Origin of the sequence: Rhodocytophaga aerolata (assembly GCF_030503435.1) — a bacterium.
GTDB lineage: Bacteria > Bacteroidota > Bacteroidia > Cytophagales > 172606-1 > Rhodocytophaga > Rhodocytophaga aerolata.
In genome coordinates, this window is sequence record NZ_JAUKPO010000001.1 from 387,694 (window position 1) to 412,948 (window position 25,255).

Here is a 25,255-nt window from a genome sequence, read left to right on the forward strand (position 1 = left end):
AATTATTTATAGTTGTTCATCATGATCTAAAAGCAAGCCTCTGCTTCTAGGTATATCAAAAAATAGCCATTCCCGTTCTTGTTCCAGGCGCTGAGCTTTGTTACGTACTTTATTCAGCTCATCATGCAGTTGAATGAGTTGGTCCCGCATAGATAGAATAATGTCAATTCCCTCTTTATTGATACCCAGATCACGGTAGAGCCTGATTAGCCGGGCTACGTGTTCGGTATCGTCTGCCATAAGGTATTCGCCTTCTTGTTGCCTGTAAACGGTTACCAGGCCAAATTCCATAAATTCCTGGATAAGCTCTTGTTGTATACCAAACTGGGTAGAAAACTCTTCTATGGTTATAAAGACTGTGGAAGCCATATCTAAATAAGTTGGAAGTTTAAAACTATAAAAACGAAAAGAAAGAATATCTGGCTATTTCTAACACTCGTCTCAGCCAGAGTTACTCCCCTCTCAAGGAAGCAAGTTGCCGGAATAGTTCTTTCTCCTTATCCGTCAGGTTTTCCGGAATTTGCAGGTTTATTTTTATATATAAATCTCCGGCTATTCCCTGCTGACGGTAGGCCGGAAATCCCTTGCCTTTTAGACGAAGGGTAGTTCCATTCTTTGTTTCAGGCTTTATTTTAATTTTTACTTGTCCGGACAACGTTTCTATTACTGCTTCACCACCTAGCATGGCTTTATACAAGCTGATCGGTGCATCCATAAACAAATCATTTCCTTTGCGTGTGTAGACCGGGTCTGGATGAATGCGGAGGGTAATATATAAATCTCCGTTCTCCCCTCCCTGAATACCTGGCGCACCGCTTCCTTTCAGGCGGATGGTTTGCCCGTCTTCTACGCCCGGATGAATCGTAATCCGTAGGTTTTTCCCATCAATACCCACTGTTTTCTTTGTTCCTTCAAAAGCCTCTTGCAAAGTCAGGTGTAACTCGGCATTATAATCCTGCCCTTTAAACGACATGCCACCGGCTCTTCCACGGGTACGCTGGCCACTTGCTCCAGGACCCGCCGCTCCACCAAACAGGGTGCTAAAAAAGTCAGAGAAGCCACCAGCGCCACCAAAGAAATCTTCCATATTCCCTTCATATTGAGTATAGCCTCCTCTCCCTCCTTGCTGGGCATACTTAGACCAGTCGAAACCTCCTTGTGCATCTCCTGCCTGCTGGTAACGGTTCCAGTCGGCCCCGAAAGCATCGTATTTTTTCCTCTTCTCATCGTCACTTAATACATCATAGGCTTCACTGATATCTTTGAATTTTTCCTCTGCCTCTTTATTGTTTGGGTTTACGTCCGGATGAAATTTCCGGGCTAATTTGCGGTATTGCTTCTTTATATCTTCTTTAGAAGCTGTTTTTTCTACACCAAGAATCTTATAATAATCTTTATAGTCCACGTTTGTATCGTATCAAAAAGTTAAATATGACCAATGAAGATGCCGGTTATTGTTGCCACTCTGCTATCTTCATCTCATGAGTATTAAACGAAAAATAACAAGTTTTTTTAAGATTGTCAACCGGAAACTACCTGAAAAAATGAACAAAGCCTGAAGCAATATTGAATTCTTAGCAAGAAACTACCAGTGCTTTTTTCGATGGCTTTAATAGCCTAAAAGTCACCGGTAGAAAAGAGACAAGAAGCAGGTACTTATTAGAATCCTACCTCAATTACTAAAAACTGAAAGTTCCATTGGTTGGTATCCGGGAAATAAATGGTACGCATGCCCATTTCTAAGGGTACTGGTAGGCGCATAAAGCAAAATTCTGTAGTTAAATCAGCCCCTATAGATTGATACAATTTTGAGCCTTGACTTGTTTCTCCTTTGCCCACATCATAGAATAAGCCTCCGTTAATTCTCCGGAAATAGAACCAGCGGCCCAGGGCATAATCAGGATTAAATAAGGGTAACCGGTATTCTGCCGATCCGCCATAAAACTGTGAGTGACTTGTATACTCATGGCCTCTGGGGAAAAGGATAGAGGAGGAAAAGCGGTAATTGCTTTGATCTTCCTGCTGGTATTGAGCCCTTATATGGAAGCTATGATGTTTGCCTAACCCTGGGAAATATGCATTACCTACTGCAGAAAACAACTGTCCCTGAAAATCGCCTCCAAACGGTGTATGCCTAAAATTCAAGGCAAGGGTCTGGCCCCAGCGGGGAGCAATATCCCGGATGCTTCTTTTATGTAGCCTGCGGTAAGAAAGTCCATACAACATAGCCTGCATAGATCCATTGCTGATATCGGAGAACCGTCTTCTAGGCAGATCGTAGCCATCTACTAAGGTTAAGGAAGTATGTGCAGAAACATTCAGCGTCTGAATATATTTATCATGCGTAAAATTAAAGGGCAAGCGGGCACCCAACATCAAATTACTTTCTTTCCAGGTATCTTTCTGTTCTTCCTCATCAATGGTTAACGACACATTCCGGGGTCCGCTTTCGAAAGTAGCATCTAGTACTGGATATAATCCCTGGTAGCTTACATTGGCAAAGAAATTAGCTGTTTGTTCATTAGCATTATATCCTAAGCCAGCCTCGGCCTGCAAGGTGCTTAATATATCCTGTGAAGCCAAAGACAAGGTAAGGCCACGTGCATCGGAACTGATAATAGGCGACCAGCTATAGGGGTTAAATAAGTGCTTCCCCTTGCTAAACCGGTTTATCTGATATTCATTGGTAGGTATGCTATCCAGAATGTTATGGTTGCCCTCTTGTTCTACCAGCGGCGCATGATAATTTACATTACGGTCTTCTACTTGCTCCAGGGGTGTCCAGGTGCCGGGGTTATTAGGCATAGTAGCTATCCGGAAACCATCTACGGTGTAATCATTAAAAGCCAGTGTTGAGCCATCGGGAGATATAGCCGGATTATACGCTCCATATTTACGGGATGTCACCTTGTATTCCTTCCCTGTCTGGATATGTACAGCATGAATATTATCTATGCCATTGTAGGGAGAGTTGAAATAAACATAGTCGCCATTCATCACCGGATGGGCTATATTCATGTGGCTATAGGGTATTATTTCGCGGCCTTTGCCAGTGGCTATATCAATAAGCTCAATGGTTTTTCCTTCTTTTGCCAGTTTAACCGCTACAATCTGCTGTCCGTCCGGCGACCACCGGGGCATAATGTAGAAGTGGTTGCCGGGGTTAGATAGCTTTTGTAACTCCTGACCAGTCCGGCTATCTAGAATCACAAAATTATATTCATTGTTCACCGACACTTGCAAGGCAAGTATCTTCTGCCCATCAGGCGAAAGAGAAGGAACATTTAAGCGGCTTTTGCGGGTAATCTGGCGTACTTGTTTGGTTTTCAGATCATACAATTTCAAAATTGTGTAGTCTTTCATTCCCCAGCGTGGATCAAATGTACGTTCACTCCATATCAGCACATCCTTACTTACTGAAAGCATACCTCCACTGTTAACAATTCCAGGTACATACACTTTTTCCTCTTTCCGGGAGCCATCGGGATTTAACACTACAAAGGTCTCTACATCGGCCATGCCATATTTTTGCGCCAGTATACGCCCATCAGAAAGAAATTGCGGATATTCATAACTAGTGAACACCCGGTTTTGGGCCGTAGGCAACGTTTCTGCTTCTGTAATAGGCATACCTTCCAGCTGTTCCCGCCACTTACTGCCAATATTATTCATAGTTACCTCATAAAGGTCTTCTACCCGCTTGCCGGTTTCTTTCTTAATAGCGTTTGAAAAAACAAAAGGTAATAGAGGGAAATTATACGTACGGTTTAGCACACGGCTCCAGGCATTTGGCCCATATTCCCGCTTCATATAGGTAGTAATGTAATACCCCAGTTTATAGCGGCTGAATCCGGGAGTGACATAATCTTTATAAGAACCTAAATAGGCTTTTGAATAAGAGAAGGCACCTTTTTCTAATAGGTAAGTACGTAGTTCCAGAGAGAAATTAGGCATACGGCCACGGCCACTGCTGGTAAGAGCCGTTTCGGCCCCCACAGCATCTCCCTCCCAGAACCAGCCAGGTACCGACAGATTAGCGATTAAGCTTAATCCATTGCCCCCAAAAATATAATATACCCCTTTAGTGAAACCTGTAAGTGCTTTATCGAATTGCACCACATGCCGGAACTCATGCACCGCCAGCAAGTTAAGCCAGTCGTTGGTACCTAATAAGTTATAATCTTGGGGAGGCGTAGTAAAGAATTCGCTGCGGCGGGGCGTAAGCGTAACAAATCCGTTGCTAATGGCTGTTTGGTTTTGAAGTACAATGGAAATAGGCCTGGGCTCTTTCTCCAGGCTGCGGGAAACCGGCCCGTAGATGGTTTGCAAGGTATTAGCCATCCGTTGCGCTTCACTTTCAAACCCTTTTGGATATACAACACGGAACTTGGGAGTATTGATCTGATACCATTTTAAGCCAGTAGGATTCTGATCTAAAATGGGCAGGCTTTGGGCAAAGCTAAAATTTATAAAACCCACGACTGCCAGCGTTGCCAGCAGTACACTTTTTTTCAGGAACATAGTACAAATTAATCTATTCTGCTTATGAAACCAAATGATGAAATAACATTGAGGTGATAAGGCGAAAAGGGAAGTATTTCCGGCTTACGGGCATTAATGTATATAATCTATTTTGGTAACCTGTGGCAGAACAGAGAATAAGCTAACGTTTCTTAAATCAATTTTGCGAGCATTTTCAGCATTTGCTAGGCAATTTTTCCATTATTAATAATTGCCAGAGGTTTTCCTTTGAACGTTTGCCCGATAAATGGAGAATTTAGCGATTTGGAACGGATATTTTTTTCTAAATAGGTCCATTCCAGCTCCGTAGAAAATAAAGTGAGGTTAGCTACTTGCCCCTCTTCAATAGCAGGAACTGGTAGCTGTAAAATCTGCCGGGGGCGGATAGCTAATTTTTCTACCATGTCCGATACGGAGAGAATTTTGTTATAGGTATTGATGAGGGCAAAGGCTGTTTCCAGACCGGTTATCCCAAATTCAGCCAGGTCAAATTCCAGCTTTTTACTTTCTATATCTAAAGGATTATGGTCTGAAACAATGGCATCAATGGTATTATCGGCCAGGCCCTCCCATAAAGCAGCAATATCGGCCTGGCTACGGAAAGGAGGATTTACCTTTAGATTTGTATCAAATTCTAGCAGAGCCGTATCATCAAAAGCAATCTGATGGGCAGCTATATCACAAGAAACCTTCAAGCCTTTGTGCTTAGCCTGACGGATTAGCTGCACGGCTTTGGCGGTAGAGATCGTAGAAAAATGAATTTTACCACCGGCATATTCCAGAAAACGCAAATCCCTGGCTATCATCATTTCTTCTGCAATGGCAGGTATGCCTTTTAAGCCAAGCATCGTACTTGTTATACCTTCATGCATATTGCCGAACTGGGTAAGCAGGGTATCTTCGGGGCGGTTGATTAACAAACCATTGAAAGTTTGCAAATATTGCAGCGTTTTTACTAATATATCTGAATGCCATACCGGCTTTATTCCATCTGTAAACGCAATGGCGCCAGCCATATGCAGGTCTATCATTTCTGTTAGGTCTTTACCTTTGCCATCAATGGTAACCCCTGCCATGGGATGCACAGTTACTGCATGCGTATTGCCTTTGGTTTTGGCATAAATAATGGATTCTTTAGTCTGCGTAAAGGGATGTGTGTTGGGTAGTAAAGCTATTTCTGTGAAGCCTCCGGCGGCGGCGGCATCCCGGACGGTATATAAATCTTCCTGGTGTTCCAGGCCTGGGTCTTTGGCTAAAGCCCGCATGTCTACCCACCCGGCAGATACTTTTAATGCCTCATCTTTATACACCCGGTGTGCTTCTGTGGTAGGTAACTCACCTGCATTCGCAATATTTTTGATAATTCCATTTTCAATCCATATATCCCGGCGCTGGCCATTTAATTGAGAATTAGGAGCTATTATTTCTGCCGAGCGAATGAGTATTTTCATGTGTATATAATATCTTTTATAAGGCCTGACTAACGCTGGTTCAGCAATGTCCGGCTTTTAGGTGTATCCTATTGAGAATCTTTTTCCCAATTCTTCTACTCAACAAGTGGTATTGATAAGCAAATGTGCAAATATGCGAATCATTCAGTAGGAATTTACATAAGTCCCAGAAAAAAATACACCGCATCAGAAATTCCGCAAGGAATCTAGGTGAGCTAAATACCATCTTTCCCTAAAAACGTATGGCAAAAGATGAGTAATATCAATAAAAAAGCGCATTCATTAAAAAATGATGCGCTTGAATAGAAAAAAATTAGTACGTATTATGCTGTTACTGTCATTGGTCTGTTTACTCTGGCTTTCCGATGGTACACAGATTTTTTATTGAAAGCTGCCTGTTTCCATAAGTATTTTAATACGTCCCAGTATCCTCCGCCGACTTTTACCAATTTAAACGAAGATACACCCATATCTGGCGTACGGTTAATCCAGGAAATGGGTACTTCTTCAATGGTATATCCCATCATCAATGGCATTAAGCCCGTTTCTGCATTAATGGAAAACCCTGGCTGGCTTAAGGGTAGTTTTTCCACTACTTCCCTTTTTATCAACTTCAAGTTGTTGGTTAAATCTCTGAACCGCTCCCTGAGAATAATACGTGCCAAAAAGTGAAATCCTCTGTTGGCAATAATTTTCTGAATAGGATAGTTTAATAAGACACTGTGTCTGGAAAAGCGGCTTCCGACAATTACATCTTTCCCTTGTACAGCGGCATCAAACATATCGCGCAGTTCGGGTAACAAATGCTGAAAATCACAATCCATGGATAAAATATAGCAGCCTGTGGCATGTTTATACCCATCCATAATGGCACGTCCGACACCATTGGGTGGCGTGCGGAATACCGGATTGATTAGTGGATATTGCAGAGCCAGCTTTTTAATTACCTCTTTTGTATTATCCTTGCTGTTATCATCTACCAATATTATTTCGTGCAGGTAGTCTCCATAGAAGTTCATTAATTGTGTAACCAGAGGCCCTACATTCATCTCTTCATTATGGCAAGGTACAACTACGGATATGGCGCCTTTTAATTCGGGATGATCACATAACGATACTTTTGGGGTAGCCAGTTGCTGTGCAGGTTTTTGAGCATGAATAAGAATAGATCCGGCCAGGGTACGGATAAACGGGAAATTCTCCAGAATAATAGACAGATTGCGCAGCACCCATACAGCTTTCGGTGTGAGTGGGGCATATACAAAATCGTTGAATACAGAAAACACCTTCACAAAGCCTAGTTCTGACATCAGTTCATATAGTTCTGTACGGTTAAGTAGTTGCCGCTGATCTTTTTTGCCAAACAATCCGGAGATCAACCGGCTTCCCTGTAAAAACACATTCCAGGGATTACTTTCATAGAAAATAATTTGTCCGCCTGGTTTAAGTAGTTTATATACCTGTTGTAATAACCATGAACAATTTGATTTATCCATCAAATCCATGGCCACAATAAAGTCAAACTGTTTTCCATCCAGCTGCTCTACAATAGCTGTTAAGCTCAGCACTTCCACAGAAGCAGGCATCTCTGTCTGAGGTAGATCCTCCTGGAAAGTAACAGCCGTAATATTATTTTCGCCGCGAGATACCTGGTATAGTTGTTTAGTAAATAAACCTTTTCCGCAGCCAAGCTCTAAGATAGTCTGGCCAGGCAGTAAATGCACCAGATGCCGGAATGTTTGCGCACGCCACAACAAACGGTCTTTTATAATAGGGTCTTTTTTGTGCCAGTACTGGTCGCGGTACTGTTCTCGCCGCTCAAGAATTTTTACAGAGTTGCTTTTTTGTGCTTTTACCGACATGGTTCTAAATAAGATAATGGATGCAAGAACTTCTCAATGAGTTTAGGCGGCTCTGTGTAAAGTACACATATTGATCCAGTAAAATGGTTGTTTTATTTCTACTGGTTACCTCATCAGGCGATGCTTACTTTACTTTCTTAAATACCAATTTGTTTTTATAAGTAAATACAACTTGTATACTCACTTACAGGAAATTAAGTATAAGAATAATATTGAACATTTTCTGCTAGGCACTAGCAAACAGCAGGTAGCAATATGTAAGATTTTGTAATTGAAAAGAAAAGAATTGCATACTTGCCTGATAGCAGACTATCATACATTTACTATTTGCTTGGCAAAAGTAAAATAACCAAGGAGCAGGTTTTAGGTAATATGACTTATAATGCTTTTGTTGAAGCAAAACTTAACTAAAACAGCCGGATAAGCGCAATTTCTGTGAGCAGGAAAAACAGAGCTGCCAGTAAACAATACTTCCACAAGTTCTGCCCTACGTTCTTAGCTTTAAAATCTTCAGCAAAATCTCCGTCTTTTACAGAGTTGTATACCTGTACATTCTTTTTATTGCCAAAAATCTTTTGCAACTCCTGTGGACTATAGGTTTTCATATCCGACTCTTTTTTGTCGTAATTAAAGGCCAAAATACGTTCACTTTTATTATCCAGAGTTAACTCATAATACCCAGATTCAGGAGCTTCGCTACTGGTGGTCTGGCCAGGCTGCGGAAGCTCAAAAACAAGCTGGTTGCCCGACTTACGCTGGGAAGGAATTACTTCAAAATTTTCTTTCTTCAGCTTATATACTTGCTCTGAACCCGAAGCATTTACATCTACAGCAATGGTGGGCTCCTGAAAAGTATACGACAGCCTTTCCTGTGATTTGCTTAGGGCAGCAATTTTATAGAGCACAGGTACAAATAAGGCGTGTTTTGGAAAATTGCTATACTTCGTGTCTAATGGAGCTGCTACCAGATAGGTTTTGCCCTGCTGGCTGCCAAACTCTGATAAGAAAGGCTGGTTGTTCCGGAATTGAAGCAACGCTGTACCCGTATTACGCCATTCCAGTACCGGATTGGCAAAAGGCATATTGATCATCCCTTTTTGTGTAGTATTTTCGAAGATAGATTCAAAAAAGGGGTTACGCATATCTGGCGGAGCCAGTGTATTTACCGGGGAATCATCTGCAGCTGAGTAGGAAACCGGACTTACATTTACCGAAGAACTTACCACACTCGGACGGGCAAGGCCTCTTACACCCAGGCTACTCAACAATTGCCCATACGAATTTACATCTGGCTGATTGCCTGGAAATATCAGCAAACTTCCGCCTGCTTGTACAAAATCCGTTAGTTGCCCTCGGACAGTAGCATCTATTGAAGCAAGATTTTCAATAACTACCAAATCAGAAGTTTTTACCTGGGCTAAGTCTGCATTATTGATATTAAAGCTTTTTACATTAAAAACTGTTTCATTTCCAAACACACTGGAAACATATTGTGTGCGGGGCTCCTGATACAGATGCACGATATTAATAACCGGAGCAGCATTAATTACAAAATAATAGTCATTATCAAAAGTTACCGGATAGTCTTCAAATGAAACACGGCCTTTTTTAAATCCTTTATCCTGCACAGTAAAGGTAAACTCCATAATGCCATCCGTATCGGCTTCTAGAGAAATGGTAGAAGAGGCTACCTGTTTTTCATCTATGAAGAGTTTTACCGGAAGGTTATCTACCCGTTCTGCACTACTGTTTACAAACCGCACGTTCAGCACATTGCTTTCCATTTCTTTTACAAACGGGGTAGTAAGCCAGAGAGAATCGACAAACACATTGGCCCGCTCTTCTGCCTGTAGGGGTACAATAAAATATTGATTGAGGGTATCCAGGGGGATTTTTTCCAGTTCGCCGGAGGTGCTTTTTTGAAAGTCGGAAAACCAGAAAAGCTGATTTTGCGGAGTAGAGGAGTACTTTTCCAACAAGCTTCTTTGCCTGCGGTAAACAGCATCCAGTGAACGGGAAGTATTAGAAAGATTTATCTCTGTGAGCCGGTCTTTGAGTTTATCGGAACTGGCGACAAACTGGTCGCGGCTCTCAAAGTCATTGGTTAGAAGCTGATACGATGGCCGGTTGGGAAGTATGTTTAATACTTGTTCAATCTGGTCTACGGCTACATCCAGATTGCGGCTCTTTCCAGACTCGTTTTGCATACTGAGGGAATTATCCAGGTAGATGCTGGTAAGTCCTTTATTTTGTAAAGCCGATTGCTCCGGATTTTGCCCGGCCGGGATAAAAGGCTGGGCGAAGGCGAGTACCAGAAACGTAATAAAAGCAATACGGGAAATAAGAATCAATATATGCTTTAGCCTACGAAACGAACTTGTGCTGGTATTTACATTTTTAAGAAAAGCAACATTGGTAAAATATACCTTCCTTGTCCGCCTGAAGTTGAACAAGTGTATAGCAATAGGAATACTAATAGCGGCTAACCCAAATAAAAAGGAAGGATATAAGAAATTCATGCAATTCGAAAATAAATGAGTATTGACTAATGAGGAATGAATACCTGCTTTGCCTGTAGTGATTACTTAAACACAATAGATTGGCAATCAATTCCCCTGTATGCTAATTTAGTAATATTCCAGTAATATACCTATTAAGCCCATTAATCAATACTCATTCGTTAGTTTGCCCTACTTTATGGCAAAAACGGCCTGCATTTCATAACGGAGCTTAATTTTTCTGAAATCTATTTCGGGTTCCTGAGCCATTTCACCCCCGGCAGCATCGGCTTTCATCATCATCTCGTTGGCAGCTCTGTTATACACCGGATATGGCTGGTAAAACCCATCCGTACCTCCCATTTCGGTAATTTCCAACACGCCTCCCAGTTGCTCATTCAACCCTTCTACCAGATACCCGGCTTTCTCCTTGGCTGCCTGCAATGCTTTTAACTTTAGCTCTTTGCGGTATTGTTCAATTTTAGAATGTTCGTACCGGGAAATATTCACATATTCAATGCCTTTAGCATCTACCTTTGTCAATACATCATCTACTTTGGCTAAATTATTCAATTTCAACACATACCGGCGGCTCTCCAGGAAGTCTACTGGTTTCTTACGTTGATTCCACTGCCAGCGGTTGCCTGAAATATTCTCAATCTGAAAATTTTCTTTCGGAATACCTGCCCCACTGACCGCAGCCTGTAATTGTTTTTCTAACGCCGCAATCTCTACTTTATTCTTGTCTTTCTCTTTAAAATACTCCCGTAATGAGATAGTAAAATAGATTTCATCCGGAATTACTTCCATCTCGGCGCTGCCGGTAACAGTAATTTTTTTTATATTCTGATTAGTTGTCTGCATTTGTGCCTGCGTTTTAGTTGAGCCTACCAGCAATCCTGTAATAATGCTTAAGAGAATAGCTAGCTTTACATACGGTGTGTTCATAACTGTTTTTATTAATAGTTGGTATTTGCTCACAAGATGCAACAACAATGCCTATTCCATAAAGAAAACAGGTAAAACTACTTTATTTTTTGTCGTGCAACCATTCTAACGCGAGCAGGGTCTTGGGGAAAATGCTTTCTTGATGTATCTATTTTTGGCTTAACTTCTGTTTTTTATGTACAGGTTAATTACTTCTTTCAGTGGCGTACTCCTCCTTTTCAGTCTGCTTTCTTGCGATAAAAACGACTTGTCTCCGGAAAACGCTGCCTTGGCATACTCCGCCTGTGGTGTAAAAGATCCGGCAAACGAATTACCATGGCTCAAAGAAATTATACATAAAGCAGAAAATGGTCCGGACAAATTCTCTGATGCAGGAACGGTGCAGCTGATTACTTACCAGGGACAATCGTATTTTATCTATCAAAAATATGTAATGAGTTGCATGGCTTGCCTGGTATACGATTGCCAGGGAAATAAATTAGATATTCTCTCCAGGCCAGAACTGCACATGGCCATTATCGAGCATATGTCGGAAAAGAATATTATTTACCGTTCACCATTCAGTTAGACAAACCGTAAGCTACTACAATAGAGTATCAAAGTATAATAAGCAGAAGCCACATTGGAAGGAGAGAATACTCCCATTGTGGCTTTCTTCTTTATTATCTTATATTCGTGCATTCTATTACAAGCCACTATTTATATGCAAGTAACTAAAATCCACCATGTAGCCATTATCTGCTCCGATTATCAGAAATCCAAAGCTTTTTATACCCAGATCCTAGGCCTGCCTATTATCCAGGAAACCTTCCGGGCAGAAAGAAACTCGTATAAACTGGACTTAGCTATCGGCCAACAACAGATAGAACTTTTTTCTTTTCCCAATCCTCCCAAACGCCCCAGCCGGCCTGAAGCACAAGGGCTACGGCACCTGGCCTTTGTCGTAGATAACATAGACGAAACAGTAAAAGAGCTGCAAGCGAAAAAAGTAGAAGTGGAAGCCATCCGGGTAGATGAATTAACAGGGAAACGTTTCACCTTTTTTAGTGATCCGGATGGTTTGCCACTGGAGCTGTATGAAAAGTAAGCTTAATTCTATGGTACAAACAGTCGTTCCCTACGCTTGGAAAAAAGTGTGTATCGTTTAACTTCTTCTAACTTATTTGCATATTAGCACATTCACCAATCAGCTTAAAACTCGTATGGCACAGCAAGCAAATTTATCTTACCAACAAGCAGGCACTGGGTTTCCGGTAGTGTTACTGCATGGGTTTATGGAGAGCAAAGAAGTATGGAAAGCAGTAACAGCCAAGTTATCTGGCCACTTTCGGGTAATTGTACCGGATATGCCAGGGTTTGGCGAAAGCCTGACTAATTCACATTATCAATCGGTGGAAGCCATGGCCGACGAGATCCAAAAGCTGTTGCAAACCCTTCAGGTGACTCAGTGTATTATTATTGCTCACTCGTTAGGTGGCTATGTAGCATTGGCTTTTGCCGAAAAATTTGCTGATCAGGTAAAAGGCCTGGGTATGTTCCATTCTACTGCTTTTGCAGATAGTGAAGAAAAAAAGCAAAACCGCGACAAAACAGCTGACTTTATAGATAAGCATGGAGTACAACCGTTTGCTGAGAATTTTGTGCAGTCGTTGTTTTACAAAGAAAGAAAAGAGGAACTGGCTGATATTATTGCCAGTGTTTACCAGATGGCTTTACAAACTCCTAAAGCAACGGCTGTAGCCGTAACCAAGGCTATGCGCAACCGCCCCGACCGCACACAGGTTCTGAAGGAAGCTACTTATCCGGTGTTATTTATTGCAGGCAAGGCCGATGAAGCTGTTCCACTGGAAAAAAGTAAAGAAATGTTGTATCTGCCTAAAAATGCCCTTATTCAGCTTTTGGACGAAACAGCGCATATGGGCATGTATGAACGTCCGGAAGAAACCTATTTTATGGTAGAGCAATTTTGCAGGTATTGTGTAGAAGTTACTAAAAAATAAGTTAGTGCAACATTCGTATGAACTGGCCTACTAGCCCTGCCTAGCTGTAAAAGTTGTGTTTTTACTTCTTGCGGTTTACCATATACACACCGGCAATAATGGCTATCATACTGATGTATTGCACCCATGTCAGTTTTTCCCCGTCCAGTAAACCCCAGCCTAAGGCTACTACCGGAATCAGATATGTTACCGAAGCGGTAAAGATAGGCCCGGCCAACTGGATCACTTTATTAGACAGGACCGTAGCAACAGCCGTACCCATTAAGCCAAGCAATAGTACACAACCCATAGCCAGCAAACCTTCCCGGGTTTGAACTACGGAAATATCAATATCTGTACTGAAAAAATAAGCTCCGGCTAACACTCCTACACTACACAAAGCCACAGACGTAATTTGCAGCGAAGGAATAGTATTCAGGTATCGTTTCACCAGATTTGCATTGATACCATAGCAAAAAGTGGCCACTACAGGCAGGATGGCATAGTAATTTGTAAAATCCAGTTTCCCTTCTGCATTAATAACGATCAGGAATACACAACCTGCCAGCCCTATCAGTAGTCCGATTAGTTTCTCTCTGGCAATCGATTGACTGAAAAACAGGGCACCTACCAGTAAGGTAAACAGCGGTGTGAGGGCATTTAAAATACCAGATACTGAGCTGTTCAACTTTGTACCGGCAGCAGCAAATAAAAAGGATGGAATAAGATTTCCCAGCAACCCGCTAATAAACATAACTGGTATTTTATCTCTGGGCACTTTTCTAAGATGAAAAAACACCAGGGGCAATAGAAACACCGCTGCAGAAAATATCCGCAAGGACCCTACCTGGGAAGCCGAATAAACAGAAACTCCCTTCTTGATCAGAATAAAGGAGCTTCCCCAGATAAGGGCTAGAACACACAGTAATACCCAGGCTAAGGTCAGGTTAGCTTCCTTGGGTTTAGTAACAGACATGCAGATGAGAGGCGGTAATACTAGATAGTAACATACGTAGAAATATAGCTTAACACATCTGTAAATACTGTTCGGCTATTTCATCGAGAATTTCCAGGGTTTCTTCATAACTGCCTGCTTCTACCAGACGCATCCGGAAAGGTTTGAAATGTTCTATACCTTTGAAATAGTTGGTGTAATGGCGGCGCATCTCAAATATACCAGTTTTAGGACCTTTCCACCGGATAGAAAATTCCAGGTGTTGTTTGCATACGTCTACCCGTTCGGCGATCGTGGGCGGCACTAACTTCTCGCCAGTAGCCATGTAGTGCTTAATTTCGCGGAAGATCCAGGGATAGCCAATAGAAGCCCGGCCAATCATTACGCCATCTACATTGTATTGAGTACGGTAAGCCATGGCTTTTTCCGGGGAGTCAATATCGCCATTGCCAAAGATGGGTATATTGATTCTGGGATTCCGCTTAATTTCACCGATTAACGTCCAGTCGGCTACGCCTTTGTACATTTGCACACGGGTACGGCCATGGATTGTTAAGGCAGCAATGCCAATATCCTGCAAACGTTCGGCTACTTCGGGCACATTTTTGGTATCATCATCCCATCCCAGGCGTGTTTTTACAGTTACTGGCAAATGCGTGGATTTAATAACGGCTTCTGTCATTTTTACCATTTTGGGTATATCCTGTAATAACGCAGCACCAGCCCCTTTACAAGCCACATTTTTTACCGGGCAGCCATAGTTAATATCTATCAGATCGGGATTTACCTGGGTAGCTATTTCGGCAGACATTCTCATATGTTCTATTTCACTGCCGAATAACTGAATACCAATGGGCCGTTCGTACTCAAAAATGTCCAACTTCTGCCGGCTCTTGGCTGCATCGCGTATCAACCCTTCTGAAGAAATAAATTCGGTATACATTAAATCGGCACCATTGGCTTTGCATACGGCTCTGAACGGAGGATCACTTACATCTTCCATGGGCGCCAGCAACAGCGGAAACGCTCCCAATTCTATATTTCTTATTTTCGCCACAACAATCTGTGTTTTAAATCCCGTTTTATTATTGTAAAATGCAAGCAGATTCCTAAAAGTTCTTATAGCTGTGCAGAATGTACAGTCAATCTCTGAAAGCCACTACGTCGGTTCTACAGTGATAGAGAGCTGATACGTGCCATATGCTTACATCCGTAAATTAAAATTTTGCCGTAAATTTACATGAAATGGCCATACTATAGTAGAAGAATCAGCAGAATCCACAAAAAGCCATTACATATGGCCATAGAAAGTAAATGTATATACATGAATTATGACTAATTTATATAATGACTATCCGGTAGCCAGAGAAAGAAATCCCTTGTATGAAATTTTTATCCTGGTCATGTTTGTGCTCATTGGGCTGTTTGTGGGGTATTTTGTAGGAGTAATGATCGCCTTGGTAGTATTAGGATTTGATATTACCTCCTTTCAAACAGTACTTACCAATCCTACCGCTAACCCAGATGCCTGGAATATTATTATGATTTTGCAAGCGGTTCCAGCGCTGGGTGCTTTTATTATTGCCCCGCTTATTTATACACAAACATTTGCCAACAAGCCTGTTCAATCGCTTAACACTTCTAAAGAGGTATGGCTCATTCCGGCTTTGCTTTGCGCCTTTCTTATTATTGCTTTTATGCCGTTTAATGCCTTGTTTATTGAATGGAACAGCAAAATGAACCTGCCGGCCTGGCTGGAAGGGCTAGAGCAGTGGATGCAGCAAAAAGAAACTGCTTTAAAAGAACTTACTGAATACCTAACTACATTTGATACATTTCCGCAGTTATTCGTTGGCTTTTTGGTTATAGCTTTAATTCCGGCAATCGGAGAAGAGTTATTGTTCCGAGGCTTAATTCAACCCAGAATGTACCGCCTTACCCGCAATGTACATGCGGCTGTCTGGATTACAGGCTTTATTTTCAGTGCTATTCACCTGCAGTTTTATGGCCTCATTCCCCGGATGCTGCTGGGCGTATTGTTAGGGTATTTGTATGTGTGGTCTGGCAACTTGTGGTACCCCATTATAGGCCACTTTACCAACAATGGATTTACCCTGCTAATGATTTTTTTGCATAACCGCAAAGCCATAGATATTGATATTGAAGCCACCTCCTCAGTACCTATAGGTACCGCACTGTTAGCTGCTTTAGTAACAGGAAGCATATTATTTGTATTGAAACGATATTATTTTAAGAAGGAGACAAGCACCGCATAATGAACAACTGGCAAAAAGTATACACCAGCCTGATCGGCCACCAGGCAGAGATCGTGAAAGGTGTACTCGAAACACATGGAATTCCGGCGGTAGTGATGAACCGGAAAGATTCCTCTTACCATTTCGGACATTTTGAAGTGCTGGTACCGGCTGACAATACAATTGAGGCGTTAAAAATAATTTCGGATGAGATTAACTTTAAGTAAGCTTACCAACCTGCAGCAGCGTGTAATTGCGGCAGCTATTGGAGGCTGTATTCTGGTAGGATCTATTTTATGGAGTGAATGGTCTTACTTTTTTGTATTTTTTTTTCTGTGCATGTTGTCGCTGCTGGAGTTTTACAAACTGGTGGGTTTAGATGGCAATATTCCACTCAAAACGTATGGCACCCTTTCCGGGCTATTTATTTTTGTGCTTACCTTCTTTATTGAGAAAAAGATTATCGGCTTCCAGTATTATTTTCTTATTTCCCCGGTTGTATCGTTTATATTTTTCATCAAACTCTATAAGAAAGCCGACCTCAAACCATTTACCAACATTGCTTTCACTTTCCTCGGAATTATTTATGTAGCTATCCCTTTCTCCTTACTCAACTTATGTGCCTTTGCTACCGGAGCCTATAGCTACCAGATTATCTTAGGAAGCTTATTTCTTTTATGGGCCAGTGATACTGGTGCTTATTTTGCAGGGGTAAACTTTGGCAAAACCAAACTCTTTGAAAGGGTTTCTCCCAAAAAGTCGTGGGAAGGATTTATGGGTGGCGCCATATCTTCTGTGACGGCTTCTATATTTATCTCCTGGAATTTTGGAGACTTAACTTCCTGGCAATGGCACTGTATAGCCATTATTATTGTAGTAGCCGGCACCTATGGCGATCTGGTAGAATCCTTATTCAAGCGGAGTATGGCTATTAAGGATTCAGGTAGCAGTATTCCTGGGCATGGCGGCTTTCTGGATAGGTTCGATGGCTTGCTGCTCTCGGCTCCTTTTATAGTGACATTCATACGAATTTTTGGATAAAACCTATATAATCTTACATTTTTGAATTTTTTATGGCGTAAATTCGTATTTTTAAAAAGTGTCCGCCTGAAATGGATAGGACACTGGTCAGAAATAACCGGGCATGCTTATGAACAATTTACTCTTTACATACAGCTATAAAATACCAAGTTTCTTTTTACTCATTCTGTGTGTATTAGCCATTACTGTTCAGCAAGCAAAAGCCCAGGGTAAAGAGCCTATTATTCAGTTTTCAGGAATTATTATTGGCGGCGACAACTCTGAACCCGTTCCTGGAGCCCATATTTATGTTCCCAAAGCCGGCAGAGGAACTACGACTAACCCTTATGGATTTTTTTCTATGCCAGTAATGGCTGGCGATAGTATTATTATTAGTTCTGTCGGGTATCAGCGGCAGTATTATGTAGTGCCTCCCAAGAATGAAAAAGGCTACTCTGTGGTAATTGAGTTGCAATCTGATGTTACTACACTGCCCGTAGTAGAAGTATATCCCTACCCTACGGAGGAATTATTTAAAGAAGCATTTTTAGCATTGCAAATGCCGGATGAGAAGCAGCAGCAAGCCATGCGGAAAAACCTGGATCAGCAATTGCTTTACCAAATGTCTATAGCCGCCGGACCTGGAGCCGGGGAGAGTTTCCGGAACTTTACCAGTCAGCAGCAATACTACAATGCCAACCGCAATTTTGCTCCTACGTTGCAACTACTCAACCCTTTTGCCTGGGCTCAGTTTATTAAACAGATAAAGAACGGCGATTTTAAAAAGAAAAATTAACCAGGTGTAGTTCTTAAAAATTTCTTGTTTCAGGAGGGTAGAAAATCATTCAGTATAACTGTTGGATCGATTCTCTACGCAAAATCCGGTATTTATCTTTCTATTTCTTTTTGCACCTTTAAACCCATTTTTCTACCTGTTTCTTTCATAAATCCATAGGCCTCTGCAAACTCATTACGGATTTCTCCTTCCAGAATGGCTTCCCGGAGAATAGTTTTAATATCCCCTACTTCTTTAGAAGGTTTTAAGCCAAACGTTTCCATAATGATCTCCCCGGTTATTACCGGCTGGAAGTTGCGCAGTTTGTCCCGTTCTTCCAGTTCGTGCAGTTTGCGTTCTACCTTATCAAAGTTCTGGATGTAGCGTTTTACTTTGTCGTGGTTTTTAGACGTAATATCGGCCCGGCACAAAATCATTAGTCCCTCCAGGTCTTCCCCAGCCTCAAATAGCAGGCGCCTTAAAGCTGAATCAGTAATATTCTCTTTTACCAGAGCAATGGGACGCAAATGCAGCCTTACCAGTTTTTGCACAAACCGCATTTTTTCATTTAGCGGAAGCTTAAACCGCTTAAAAAGGCCAGGAGTCATTTTAGCACCCAGGTCTTCGTGTCCGTGAAAAGTCCATCCTACTTTTTTGTCGTACCGTTTAGTGGGTGGTTTGGCAATATCATGCAGAATAGCTGCCCACCGCAGCCACAAGTCATTGGAGTGTTTGCTTACATTATCCAGTACTTGCAGCGTATGATAAAAATTATCTTTATGGCCTTTGCCCTCCAGGGTTTCTACACCTTGCAGGGCCACCATTTCCGGAAAAATAATTGACAGGAGTCCTGAATGGAACAGCAGTTTGAATCCGTAGGAAGGAGTAGGCGAAAGAATGATTTTGTTGAGTTCTTCCGTAATGCGCTCCATAGACACAATTTCTATCCGCTCCTTCATTTGAGTGATAGCATCAAAAGTATCCGGGGCTATATCGAAACCTAATTGTGAGGCAAACCGGATGGCCCGCATCATCCGTAGCGGATCGTCTGAAAAAGTAATAGCCGGTTCGAGAGGTGTGCGGATATTTTTTTTCTGAATATCTTTTAATCCATTGAACGGATCTATTAAGTCACCAAAATTGCTTTCATTCAAGCTAATAGCCATGGCATTTATGGTAAAATCACGCCGGTTCTGATCGTCTGTTACCGTTCCTTCTTCTACAATGGGCTTGCGGGATTCACGCTGGTAAGATTCTTTGCGGGCACCTACAAACTCTACTTCCCACTCGCCTATCTGGAGCATAGCCGTACCAAAATTCTTGAAGATAGCTATCTGATTTTCCCGTTTGCTCTCTTTGGCCACTTGCCTGGCTAGTTCTATTCCATTGCCGATACATACAATATCTATATCTTTAGATGGCCTCCGCATTACCAGGTCGCGCACAAAGCCGCCAATTACATACGCTTCCACTCCCTGCTGGCGGGCGGTATGGGCCACCAGTTCGAATATTGGATTTTTATGGAGTGTGTCTGTAAAGTTCATGCGGCTGAGTAAAGAGTACAAAATTTCTAAATTTCAGGCTCTAATCAAAGTAATACTTACAATTAAGCCTGCAACCTCTTCAGGTATCCCTGTTTACTTCCGGATAAAGGTGATTTGCCCGTTGAGTTCGAGGCGAAAAATGGTTGGCAGTAGTTTTTTTGTAGTAGCCGGCCGGTTAGGTACTTGCACTATATAATCTACTCCTTCCTGAATAGATGCATCCACGTCTGCCAACGCAAATGGCTTGGCTTGCTTAGCTACATTGGCTGAGGTATACACAACTCCCCGGCCAACTTTCCGGATAAGTTTCTGGCAAAATTCATCTTTCACCAGTTGAATAGCAATGCTTCCATCGGCAGCTAATATTCCCGGAGCTACATTTTTGCCTTTCGCATACACAACGGTTAAGGGTTTTTCTGCAAACTCTACTATATCCCAGGCAATATCCGGCACTTTCTGCACATAGTCGTGTAGTTGCCCGATTTCAGCTATCAACACAGTAAATGGCTGCGGTGGGTTCCGATTTTTTAGCTGATGAATCCTAGTTACGGCTTCTTCATTCCGTACATCGCACCCTATACTCCAGACAGTATCTGTTGGGTAAAGAAGTAGTTTGCCGGCTCTTAGCGCATCGGTTGCTTGTTGCAGAACATCCATCATGAATAAGATTATAATTGACCCCGCCTGACAGTAGTAATCCTTTGCTGTCCTCCGCATACAAATATAACGCGTAAATGGATGTTATGTTAATACCTGGTGGTATCAGATACATTCAGGGGAGCTATTTCGTAAAATTTGATTTTAGTAGCTTAACATCCCTACTGGCTTTATTCATATTCATAAGAGGCTGTTTGAGGCTCAACTTGTGGTGACGTTTCTATTCGAACTGTTTTTTGAGCCGGATATCCTTTTTCGTTATAGCTATAAGTACTAGAATTTACAAAACTAATGGTAGTGCCATCCGCTGCAAGTGTCGTCTGTTTGCCCGGGTTGTTTACATAGAAGGTGATACCTGGTAAGTAGGGAAAAACAATAGCCAGGTTATCTACACTTTTTTTGTCATCATACCCTTCATATCTGGTGATAGAAGATAAAGTAAACGTTGTCTGGTTGGGGAGTTTATTAAATAGTTTTTGCTCAGTCAGGTTGCCCCGGGCATCATACGCATAGACATGTTTAAACTGGTTTGCCTCTCCTTCAAACAGGTCGTGTACTTGTGATAAACTTTCAGTTAAGCGGCCGTTGCTATTATAGATATATGTATGTGTAAGTCTTAACCTGTTACTGTTGTCGTATTCCTCCATTTTCTTCAGCACCGTGCCTTCGTAATAATATTTATTAAAAAATCCGCTGTCAAAAACAATCTTATCCAGGTACCCGGCTGCATCGTACGTAAAATTTGCTGTTGTCCGTTTAATTTCCTGGACATCATTGTTCATATATAACCACTGCGAAATATAGCTGGCAATTTTTCCATCAGGCAGGTAGGTATACTGCTGAAAATCAGTTGCACGCCACGTAATCTTCTTTATTCTGGATGGGGCATCAGCAGGCTGAGGCGTAGTATCCCGGGTGCAGGAAAAAAGAAGGCCAGGCAGCACTACCCAGCAGGCAGCCTTAAATAATTTAAGATAAAAGGGTGTGGAATTTTTCACAGTATTAAGGTGGAGTTGTTTACTTTAATGAATGACCCAATTTTTTCATTTCTGGTTGCACACACCATAAAAATTAACCAATCAGCTACATATGATGAAATAATTAAGCCGTAACACCTATAAAAAAATAATTTTCCCGGTCTGCATTTTACCAAAGCAAATTAAATGATATATTCCTGTAAATTTTAACCCTAAACAAAACATCCCATGCTAAAAGAATTCAAAGAATTTGCCATGCGAGGCAATGTTATTGATCTGGCGGTAGGCGTAATTATCGGCGCCGCCTTTGGTCAAATTGTCAACTCAATTGTTAAAGACTTAATTATGCCTTTAGTAGGTATTGCCGGTTCCGTTGATTTTACGAATAAATATCTTCCTTTATCAGATAAAGTACGCGAGGCTATGCAATTACCGGATGGAAGTGTGTTAGGATTGGAAAAAGCCCGGGAGCTAGGACCTGTGTTTGCTTATGGTAACTTTATTACGGTACTTATTAATTTTATCATACTTGCGTTTATTATCTTTTTATTGGTGAAAGCTATGAACAATTTGATGCGCAAGAAAGTAGAAGCCCCTGCTGTTCCACCGGCTCCAACTAAAGAAGAAGTATTGCTTACTGAAATGCGGGATGCCCTGAAAGTAATCGCCAACAGACCAACAACTACCTTATAGTTAGCTTGTAAAGTTATATATAGTCATACAGCCGGCCTATAAAAAGCCGGCTGTATAGTTCTACCTCCAGTAACAGATAGATGCATTTTCTACCGGATACTGAACTTACCAGGTGTTTTTCTGGAAGTACGATCCATTGGCATCATTGCGGTTAAATTTCACCAGCATATACTCTTTACCATTCATTTGCACCATTTCGTAATAGTACGTTTTTACTTCTAACTCTTCCGGACGGGAGTCGCGGCTGAAATTAGAACTCGGGGCACAAGAGTAGAAGCCTCTGGCTTTGCCACTAGCAGGTGTAAATGTGAACGAACCATCCGCTTCATTAAACTCCACAGTACCTTTTTTGTACGTATACGCTTCTGTTTTGCAATTATACATGCGTTGTGTCATAATGAAGTATTGTTCACATTCGCCGTTATCCTTAAACACAAATACATTAGACTGTTCTGAGGCGTTACCGGCATATGATCCATCGTAGTTCCAGAACTCAGTCAGAGAAAACGTACCTTGTGTCCAGTTGCCTACCATACCACCGGGTACACTCCCATTGCCTGGGATAGGATTGTCGTTAGGGTCTTCTGTTGGTTCGTCTGTGGGCTCCTCGGCTGGCTCATCATCCGGATTGTCCGATGGCTCGTCGGTGGGCTCATCTGTTGGATCTTCCGTTGGGTCATCGCTGGGAGTGTCTGTTGTATCGGAAGGCACTTCATGGATAGGGCCCTCCGGATCTGGTATTACGATATCTTCCGTACAAGCGGATACTAGGGTAAGAAATGTAAAAAGGGTAAGAACAAATAAAATATATTTTTTCATGATTGTTTTCAAAAATTAGTGGATTGTTTTCATTTTATTAAGCTAACCGACTACTTCCAGGAAAATCCGGCAACCTCAGGCCCTTTCAAATTTTGGTGCGGTGTTCCAAACTTCTCATCGTTAACATGCCCTTTATGAGAATTTGTATAGGCAGTAAACCATGGCAGCTAAATTTTTTTACAATAGCATATCGGTTGCTTCACAAAGGAAAAGTATACTGTTACCTGCATCGCCTGGCAAACGAAGGTGAATGTGTTTCCGTAAAGGTGAATATGCAAGGCAAAGCATACGTACTTCTGCAACTTCATGTGCGTGGCAAGTTGCAGGTAAGCAGCAATAGATAGAAAAAGTTTAACCCGATATAGGTAGAACGGCTTTTGCAGAAAAAATCCGGACGAGAAGGGTATGGAGCTACAACTAAGCTATTGTTCCAACAACGGAAGATGGTGTTGAGAATAGCTTTACGGAAAAGGTATCATACAAGCTCAGCCATGCATGACTGCTTCTACTTTTCTTCTTTAATAAGCGTTTGTACTTGCTTAGCCATTTCAGGCGTAACCTCTACTCCATGCACTTTTTTGGCATGGTCGGCGGCCTGCTGCAAAACTTCGGCATCAGTATTTCCATGGATTACCTGGTTGCAATCAAACCCAGCATCACGGCATTTGAGCGTTTTCATAAAAAGTGCGATTGAAAATGAACGGGTATGTAAAAGTAAATATACCTAACTCCGTAAATAGCTCTGCTACAGCTATATGAAAGTATATGTATTAAAAATAGCAGGTAATACTTTATTTGTCAATACCTGTTTTTAGGTATTTTGTTTATCGGCCGAGCAGCCTGTCTGAACAGAAACACTGGGTAACAAAATAAAACCTGTCAGGTAGCAAGAACCCGACAGGTTTTATAACAGAACCGGGGCAGCACCCAGACTTTTCACTCAACTATGTGTTAGCAAATGCTTACTGCCTTGGCAGCAGGTGAGCTTAAGCAACTAAGGCATATACAAAGCATTAATTAAACAAACTGTACATACCCAGGTACACTACTACGCCGGCAAAATAACCCAGCAAGGCCAAAAAGCTGATGCGTTTAATATACCACATAAAATCTATCTTTTCCATGCCCATAACGGCTACCCCGGCAGCGGAGCCAATAATCAGTACACTTCCCCCGGTACCAGCACAGTAAGCCAGAAATTCCCACAGTTTGGCATCCGTCGGAAAGGTATTCAGGTCATACATTCCCATGGTAGCAGCCACCAGGGGCACATTATCTATAACGGCAGATGCCAGCCCGATGGTTACCACAATAATATCTAAGTTTCCAATAACATCGGTCATCCAGGTGGCCAGGTCGGTTAACAAGTGGGTAGCTTCCAACGCGCCAATAGCAATTAATATTCCCAGGAAAAACAATACACTAGACGTATCAATCTTGGAAAGGGCATGTGCAGGCGTATAGGGGTGCTTTTCTTCGTCATCCTTATCACTGTTTACCAGTTCAGATACAATCCAGACTACGCCTAGCGCCAAGAGCATACCCATATAAGGTGGCAAATGAGTAACCGTTTTAAATATAGGCACAAACACCAGCCCGCCTACCCCTACACAAAGCATTAGTGTGCTTTTTTCGTGTGTATCTACTTCTAGCTCCATTTCTTCGCCTTTAATATCTCCCTTCATTCTGAACGATAGAAAGATCAGGGGTACCAGTAAGCAGGCCAGGCTAGGAAGAATTAAACTGATAATCACATTCATCGCAGTAATCTGGCCGCCAATCCAGAGCATGGTAGTGGTTACATCTCCCAGAGGCGACCAGGCACCACCCGCATTGGCGGCAATAATTACTACACCGGCATAAAACTTCCGCTGTTCCTGATCGCTGATCAGTTTTCTGAGCAAGGATACCATTACAATAGACGTAGTCAGGTTATCTAAGATGGCTGACAGGAAAAAGGTAATAATAGATAATACCCATAACAAGGTGCGGCTGTTCCGGGTAGTAATTCTATCGGTAATTACTTTAAATCCATGGTGTGCATCTACCAGCTCTACAATAGTCATAGCCCCTAATAGAAAGAACAAAATTTCAGATACTGCTCCCAGATGATGGGATAATTCTTCGACAATACTCTCAGCTTCATGGCTGGTAAACAGCACATACACTGTCCAGCACAACACACCTGTTACAAGGGCAGAGGCTGTTTTGTTAATTTTGATAGGGTGCTCAAAGGCAATAGCTAAATACCCGATTACGAATATTCCAATGATTAATCCGAACATGTTTAAAAGGTTAAGT

At 41.9% G+C, this 25,255-nt stretch carries 23 protein-coding genes; 8 read left to right on the forward strand and 15 right to left on the reverse strand.

All coding sequences use genetic code 11. From position 1 onward, the window contains the following. Nucleotides 1–6: 6 nt before the first annotated feature. The 7 genes from Q0590_RS01580 to Q0590_RS01610 form a co-directional block, all read right to left on the reverse strand. Nucleotides 7–369, reverse strand: coding sequence for a chaperone modulator CbpM (locus tag Q0590_RS01580; protein WP_302035719.1), 363 nt, complete (start codon nt 367–369; stop codon nt 7–9). An 82-nt stretch (nt 370–451) separates the two neighbouring features. After that, complete coding sequence (locus Q0590_RS01585; protein ID WP_302035720.1) at nt 452–1,405, reverse strand: DnaJ C-terminal domain-containing protein; 954 nt, start codon at nt 1,403–1,405, stop codon at nt 452–454. A 254-nt stretch (nt 1,406–1,659) separates the two neighbouring features. Then, nucleotides 1,660–4,521 carry a TolB-like translocation protein gene (locus tag Q0590_RS01590; protein WP_302035721.1) on the reverse strand — a complete coding sequence of 954 codons (2,862 nt, stop codon included), beginning with the start codon at nt 4,519–4,521 and terminating at the stop codon, nt 1,660–1,662. A gap of 185 nt (nt 4,522–4,706) precedes the next feature. Next, entirely contained in the window at nt 4,707–5,972 is a 1,266-nt protein-coding gene (locus tag Q0590_RS01595) for a dihydroorotase (protein ID WP_302035722.1), read from the reverse strand. Nucleotides 5,973–6,295: 323 nt separating this feature from the next. Beyond that, nucleotides 6,296–7,834 carry a glycosyltransferase gene (locus Q0590_RS01600; RefSeq protein ID WP_302035723.1) on the reverse strand — a complete coding sequence of 513 codons (1,539 nt, stop codon included), beginning with the start codon at nt 7,832–7,834 and terminating at the stop codon, nt 6,296–6,298. 407 nt (nt 7,835–8,241) lie between these two features. Beyond that, nucleotides 8,242–10,353: a BatA domain-containing protein gene (locus Q0590_RS01605; protein ID WP_302035724.1), complete on the reverse strand. Its 2,112-nt coding sequence runs from the start codon at nt 10,351–10,353 to the stop codon at nt 8,242–8,244. 171 nt (nt 10,354–10,524) lie between these two features. Further along, nucleotides 10,525–11,280 (reverse strand): SIMPL domain-containing protein, encoded by a 756-nt coding sequence (locus tag Q0590_RS01610; RefSeq protein ID WP_302035725.1) that lies wholly within the window; start codon nt 11,278–11,280, stop codon nt 10,525–10,527. Nucleotides 11,281–11,455: 175 nt separating this feature from the next. Here Q0590_RS01610 and Q0590_RS01615 point away from each other — a divergent pair, with 175 nt between their 5' ends. The 3 genes from Q0590_RS01615 (at nt 11,456) to Q0590_RS01625 (ending at nt 13,280) form a co-directional block, all read left to right on the forward strand. Then, a complete protein-coding gene (locus Q0590_RS01615; protein WP_302035726.1) occupies nt 11,456–11,848 on the forward strand; it encodes a hypothetical protein in 393 nt (130 codons plus the stop codon). A gap of 135 nt (nt 11,849–11,983) precedes the next feature. Beyond that, complete coding sequence (gene gloA2, locus Q0590_RS01620) at nt 11,984–12,367, forward strand: SMU1112c/YaeR family gloxylase I-like metalloprotein (RefSeq protein ID WP_302035727.1); 384 nt, start codon at nt 11,984–11,986, stop codon at nt 12,365–12,367. A gap of 115 nt (nt 12,368–12,482) precedes the next feature. Further along, entirely contained in the window at nt 12,483–13,280 is a 798-nt protein-coding gene (locus Q0590_RS01625) for an alpha/beta hydrolase (RefSeq protein ID WP_302035728.1), read from the forward strand. A gap of 61 nt (nt 13,281–13,341) precedes the next feature. Here the strand turns inward: Q0590_RS01625 and Q0590_RS01630 are convergent, their stop codons facing one another. Then, nucleotides 13,342–14,235, reverse strand: a complete 894-nt coding sequence (locus Q0590_RS01630) for a DMT family transporter (RefSeq protein ID WP_302035729.1) — start codon at nt 14,233–14,235, stop codon at nt 13,342–13,344. A 49-nt stretch (nt 14,236–14,284) separates the two neighbouring features. Beyond that, entirely contained in the window at nt 14,285–15,271 is a 987-nt protein-coding gene (gene dusB / locus Q0590_RS01635) for a tRNA dihydrouridine synthase DusB (RefSeq protein ID WP_302035730.1), read from the reverse strand. Nucleotides 15,272–15,545: 274 nt separating this feature from the next. Between dusB and Q0590_RS01640 the strand changes: the two genes are divergently transcribed. The 4 genes from Q0590_RS01640 (at nt 15,546) to Q0590_RS01655 (ending at nt 18,285) form a co-directional block, all read left to right on the forward strand. Continuing rightward, nucleotides 15,546–16,490, forward strand: coding sequence for a CPBP family intramembrane glutamic endopeptidase (locus Q0590_RS01640; protein ID WP_302035731.1), 945 nt, complete (start codon nt 15,546–15,548; stop codon nt 16,488–16,490). Then, on the forward strand, nt 16,490–16,696 hold the full coding sequence (locus Q0590_RS01645) for a putative signal transducing protein (protein WP_302035732.1): 207 nt from the start codon (nt 16,490–16,492) through the stop codon (nt 16,694–16,696). Before Q0590_RS01640 ends, Q0590_RS01645 begins: the two co-directional genes overlap by 1 nt. Next, nucleotides 16,677–17,510 carry a phosphatidate cytidylyltransferase gene (locus Q0590_RS01650; protein WP_302035733.1) on the forward strand — a complete coding sequence of 278 codons (834 nt, stop codon included), beginning with the start codon at nt 16,677–16,679 and terminating at the stop codon, nt 17,508–17,510. The genes Q0590_RS01645 and Q0590_RS01650 overlap by 20 nt, the downstream gene beginning before the upstream one ends. A 109-nt stretch (nt 17,511–17,619) precedes the next feature. Further along, nucleotides 17,620–18,285: a carboxypeptidase-like regulatory domain-containing protein gene (locus tag Q0590_RS01655; RefSeq protein WP_302035734.1), complete on the forward strand. Its 666-nt coding sequence runs from the start codon at nt 17,620–17,622 to the stop codon at nt 18,283–18,285. A gap of 92 nt (nt 18,286–18,377) precedes the next feature. Here Q0590_RS01655 and Q0590_RS01660 read toward each other — a convergent pair whose 3' ends face one another. The 3 genes from Q0590_RS01660 to Q0590_RS01670 all read right to left on the reverse strand — a co-directional run bounded on the left by Q0590_RS01660 (nt 18,378) and on the right by Q0590_RS01670 (nt 21,463). Beyond that, entirely contained in the window at nt 18,378–19,808 is a 1,431-nt protein-coding gene (locus tag Q0590_RS01660; protein ID WP_302035735.1) for a CCA tRNA nucleotidyltransferase, read from the reverse strand. A gap of 93 nt (nt 19,809–19,901) precedes the next feature. Next, complete coding sequence (locus Q0590_RS01665; protein ID WP_302035736.1) at nt 19,902–20,468, reverse strand: L-threonylcarbamoyladenylate synthase; 567 nt, start codon at nt 20,466–20,468, stop codon at nt 19,902–19,904. Between the two features lie 167 nt (nt 20,469–20,635). Further along, entirely contained in the window at nt 20,636–21,463 is an 828-nt protein-coding gene (locus Q0590_RS01670; RefSeq protein ID WP_302035737.1) for a hypothetical protein, read from the reverse strand. Between the two features lie 207 nt (nt 21,464–21,670). Here Q0590_RS01670 and mscL point away from each other — a divergent pair, with 207 nt between their 5' ends. Further along, nucleotides 21,671–22,135 carry a large conductance mechanosensitive channel protein MscL gene (gene mscL, locus Q0590_RS01675; protein ID WP_302035738.1) on the forward strand — a complete coding sequence of 155 codons (465 nt, stop codon included), beginning with the start codon at nt 21,671–21,673 and terminating at the stop codon, nt 22,133–22,135. Nucleotides 22,136–22,240: 105 nt separating this feature from the next. On the opposite strand, the gene Q0590_RS01680 is transcribed toward mscL, so the two are convergent. The 3 genes from Q0590_RS01680 to nhaD form a co-directional block, all read right to left on the reverse strand. Continuing rightward, complete coding sequence (locus Q0590_RS01680) at nt 22,241–22,954, reverse strand: PT domain-containing protein (RefSeq protein ID WP_302035739.1); 714 nt, start codon at nt 22,952–22,954, stop codon at nt 22,241–22,243. 505 nt (nt 22,955–23,459) lie between these two features. Next, nucleotides 23,460–23,633 carry a DUF1059 domain-containing protein gene (locus Q0590_RS01685; RefSeq protein ID WP_302035740.1) on the reverse strand — a complete coding sequence of 58 codons (174 nt, stop codon included), beginning with the start codon at nt 23,631–23,633 and terminating at the stop codon, nt 23,460–23,462. Nucleotides 23,634–23,967: 334 nt separating this feature from the next. After that, nucleotides 23,968–25,239: a sodium:proton antiporter NhaD gene (gene nhaD, locus Q0590_RS01690; RefSeq protein WP_302035741.1), complete on the reverse strand. Its 1,272-nt coding sequence runs from the start codon at nt 25,237–25,239 to the stop codon at nt 23,968–23,970. Nucleotides 25,240–25,255: the final 16 nt, after the last annotated feature.

Bases quoted from the DNA above. Each gene is read 5' to 3' on its own strand.
- Q0590_RS01645 (WP_302035732.1), top strand. From the start codon at position 16,490: ATGAACAACTGGCAAAAAGTATACACCAGCCTGATCGGCCACCAGGCA.
- Q0590_RS01650 (WP_302035733.1), top strand. From the start codon at position 16,677: ATGAGATTAACTTTAAGTAAGCTTACCAACCTGCAGCAGCGTGTAATT.
- Q0590_RS01625 (WP_302035728.1), top strand. From the start codon at position 12,483: ATGGCACAGCAAGCAAATTTATCTTACCAACAAGCAGGCACTGGGTTT.
- Q0590_RS01630 (WP_302035729.1), bottom strand. From the start codon at position 14,235: ATGTCTGTTACTAAACCCAAGGAAGCTAACCTGACCTTAGCCTGGGTA.
- Q0590_RS01600 (WP_302035723.1), bottom strand. From the start codon at position 7,834: ATGTCGGTAAAAGCACAAAAAAGCAACTCTGTAAAAATTCTTGAGCGG.
- Q0590_RS01685 (WP_302035740.1), bottom strand. From the start codon at position 23,633: ATGAAAACGCTCAAATGCCGTGATGCTGGGTTTGATTGCAACCAGGTA.
- nhaD (WP_302035741.1), bottom strand. From the start codon at position 25,239: ATGTTCGGATTAATCATTGGAATATTCGTAATCGGGTATTTAGCTATT.
- Q0590_RS01605 (WP_302035724.1), bottom strand. From the start codon at position 10,353: ATGAATTTCTTATATCCTTCCTTTTTATTTGGGTTAGCCGCTATTAGT.
- Q0590_RS01660 (WP_302035735.1), bottom strand. From the start codon at position 19,808: ATGAACTTTACAGACACACTCCATAAAAATCCAATATTCGAACTGGTG.
- gloA2 (WP_302035727.1), top strand. From the start codon at position 11,984: ATGCAAGTAACTAAAATCCACCATGTAGCCATTATCTGCTCCGATTAT.
- Q0590_RS01595 (WP_302035722.1), bottom strand. From the start codon at position 5,972: ATGAAAATACTCATTCGCTCGGCAGAAATAATAGCTCCTAATTCTCAA.
- Q0590_RS01590 (WP_302035721.1), bottom strand. From the start codon at position 4,521: ATGTTCCTGAAAAAAAGTGTACTGCTGGCAACGCTGGCAGTCGTGGGT.
- Q0590_RS01615 (WP_302035726.1), top strand. From the start codon at position 11,456: ATGTACAGGTTAATTACTTCTTTCAGTGGCGTACTCCTCCTTTTCAGT.
- Q0590_RS01655 (WP_302035734.1), top strand. From the start codon at position 17,620: ATGAACAATTTACTCTTTACATACAGCTATAAAATACCAAGTTTCTTT.
- Q0590_RS01580 (WP_302035719.1), bottom strand. From the start codon at position 369: ATGGCTTCCACAGTCTTTATAACCATAGAAGAGTTTTCTACCCAGTTT.
- Q0590_RS01680 (WP_302035739.1), bottom strand. From the start codon at position 22,954: ATGAAAAAATATATTTTATTTGTTCTTACCCTTTTTACATTTCTTACC.
- Q0590_RS01610 (WP_302035725.1), bottom strand. From the start codon at position 11,280: ATGAACACACCGTATGTAAAGCTAGCTATTCTCTTAAGCATTATTACA.
- Q0590_RS01640 (WP_302035731.1), top strand. From the start codon at position 15,546: ATGACTAATTTATATAATGACTATCCGGTAGCCAGAGAAAGAAATCCC.
- Q0590_RS01665 (WP_302035736.1), bottom strand. From the start codon at position 20,468: ATGATGGATGTTCTGCAACAAGCAACCGATGCGCTAAGAGCCGGCAAA.
- mscL (WP_302035738.1), top strand. From the start codon at position 21,671: ATGCTAAAAGAATTCAAAGAATTTGCCATGCGAGGCAATGTTATTGAT.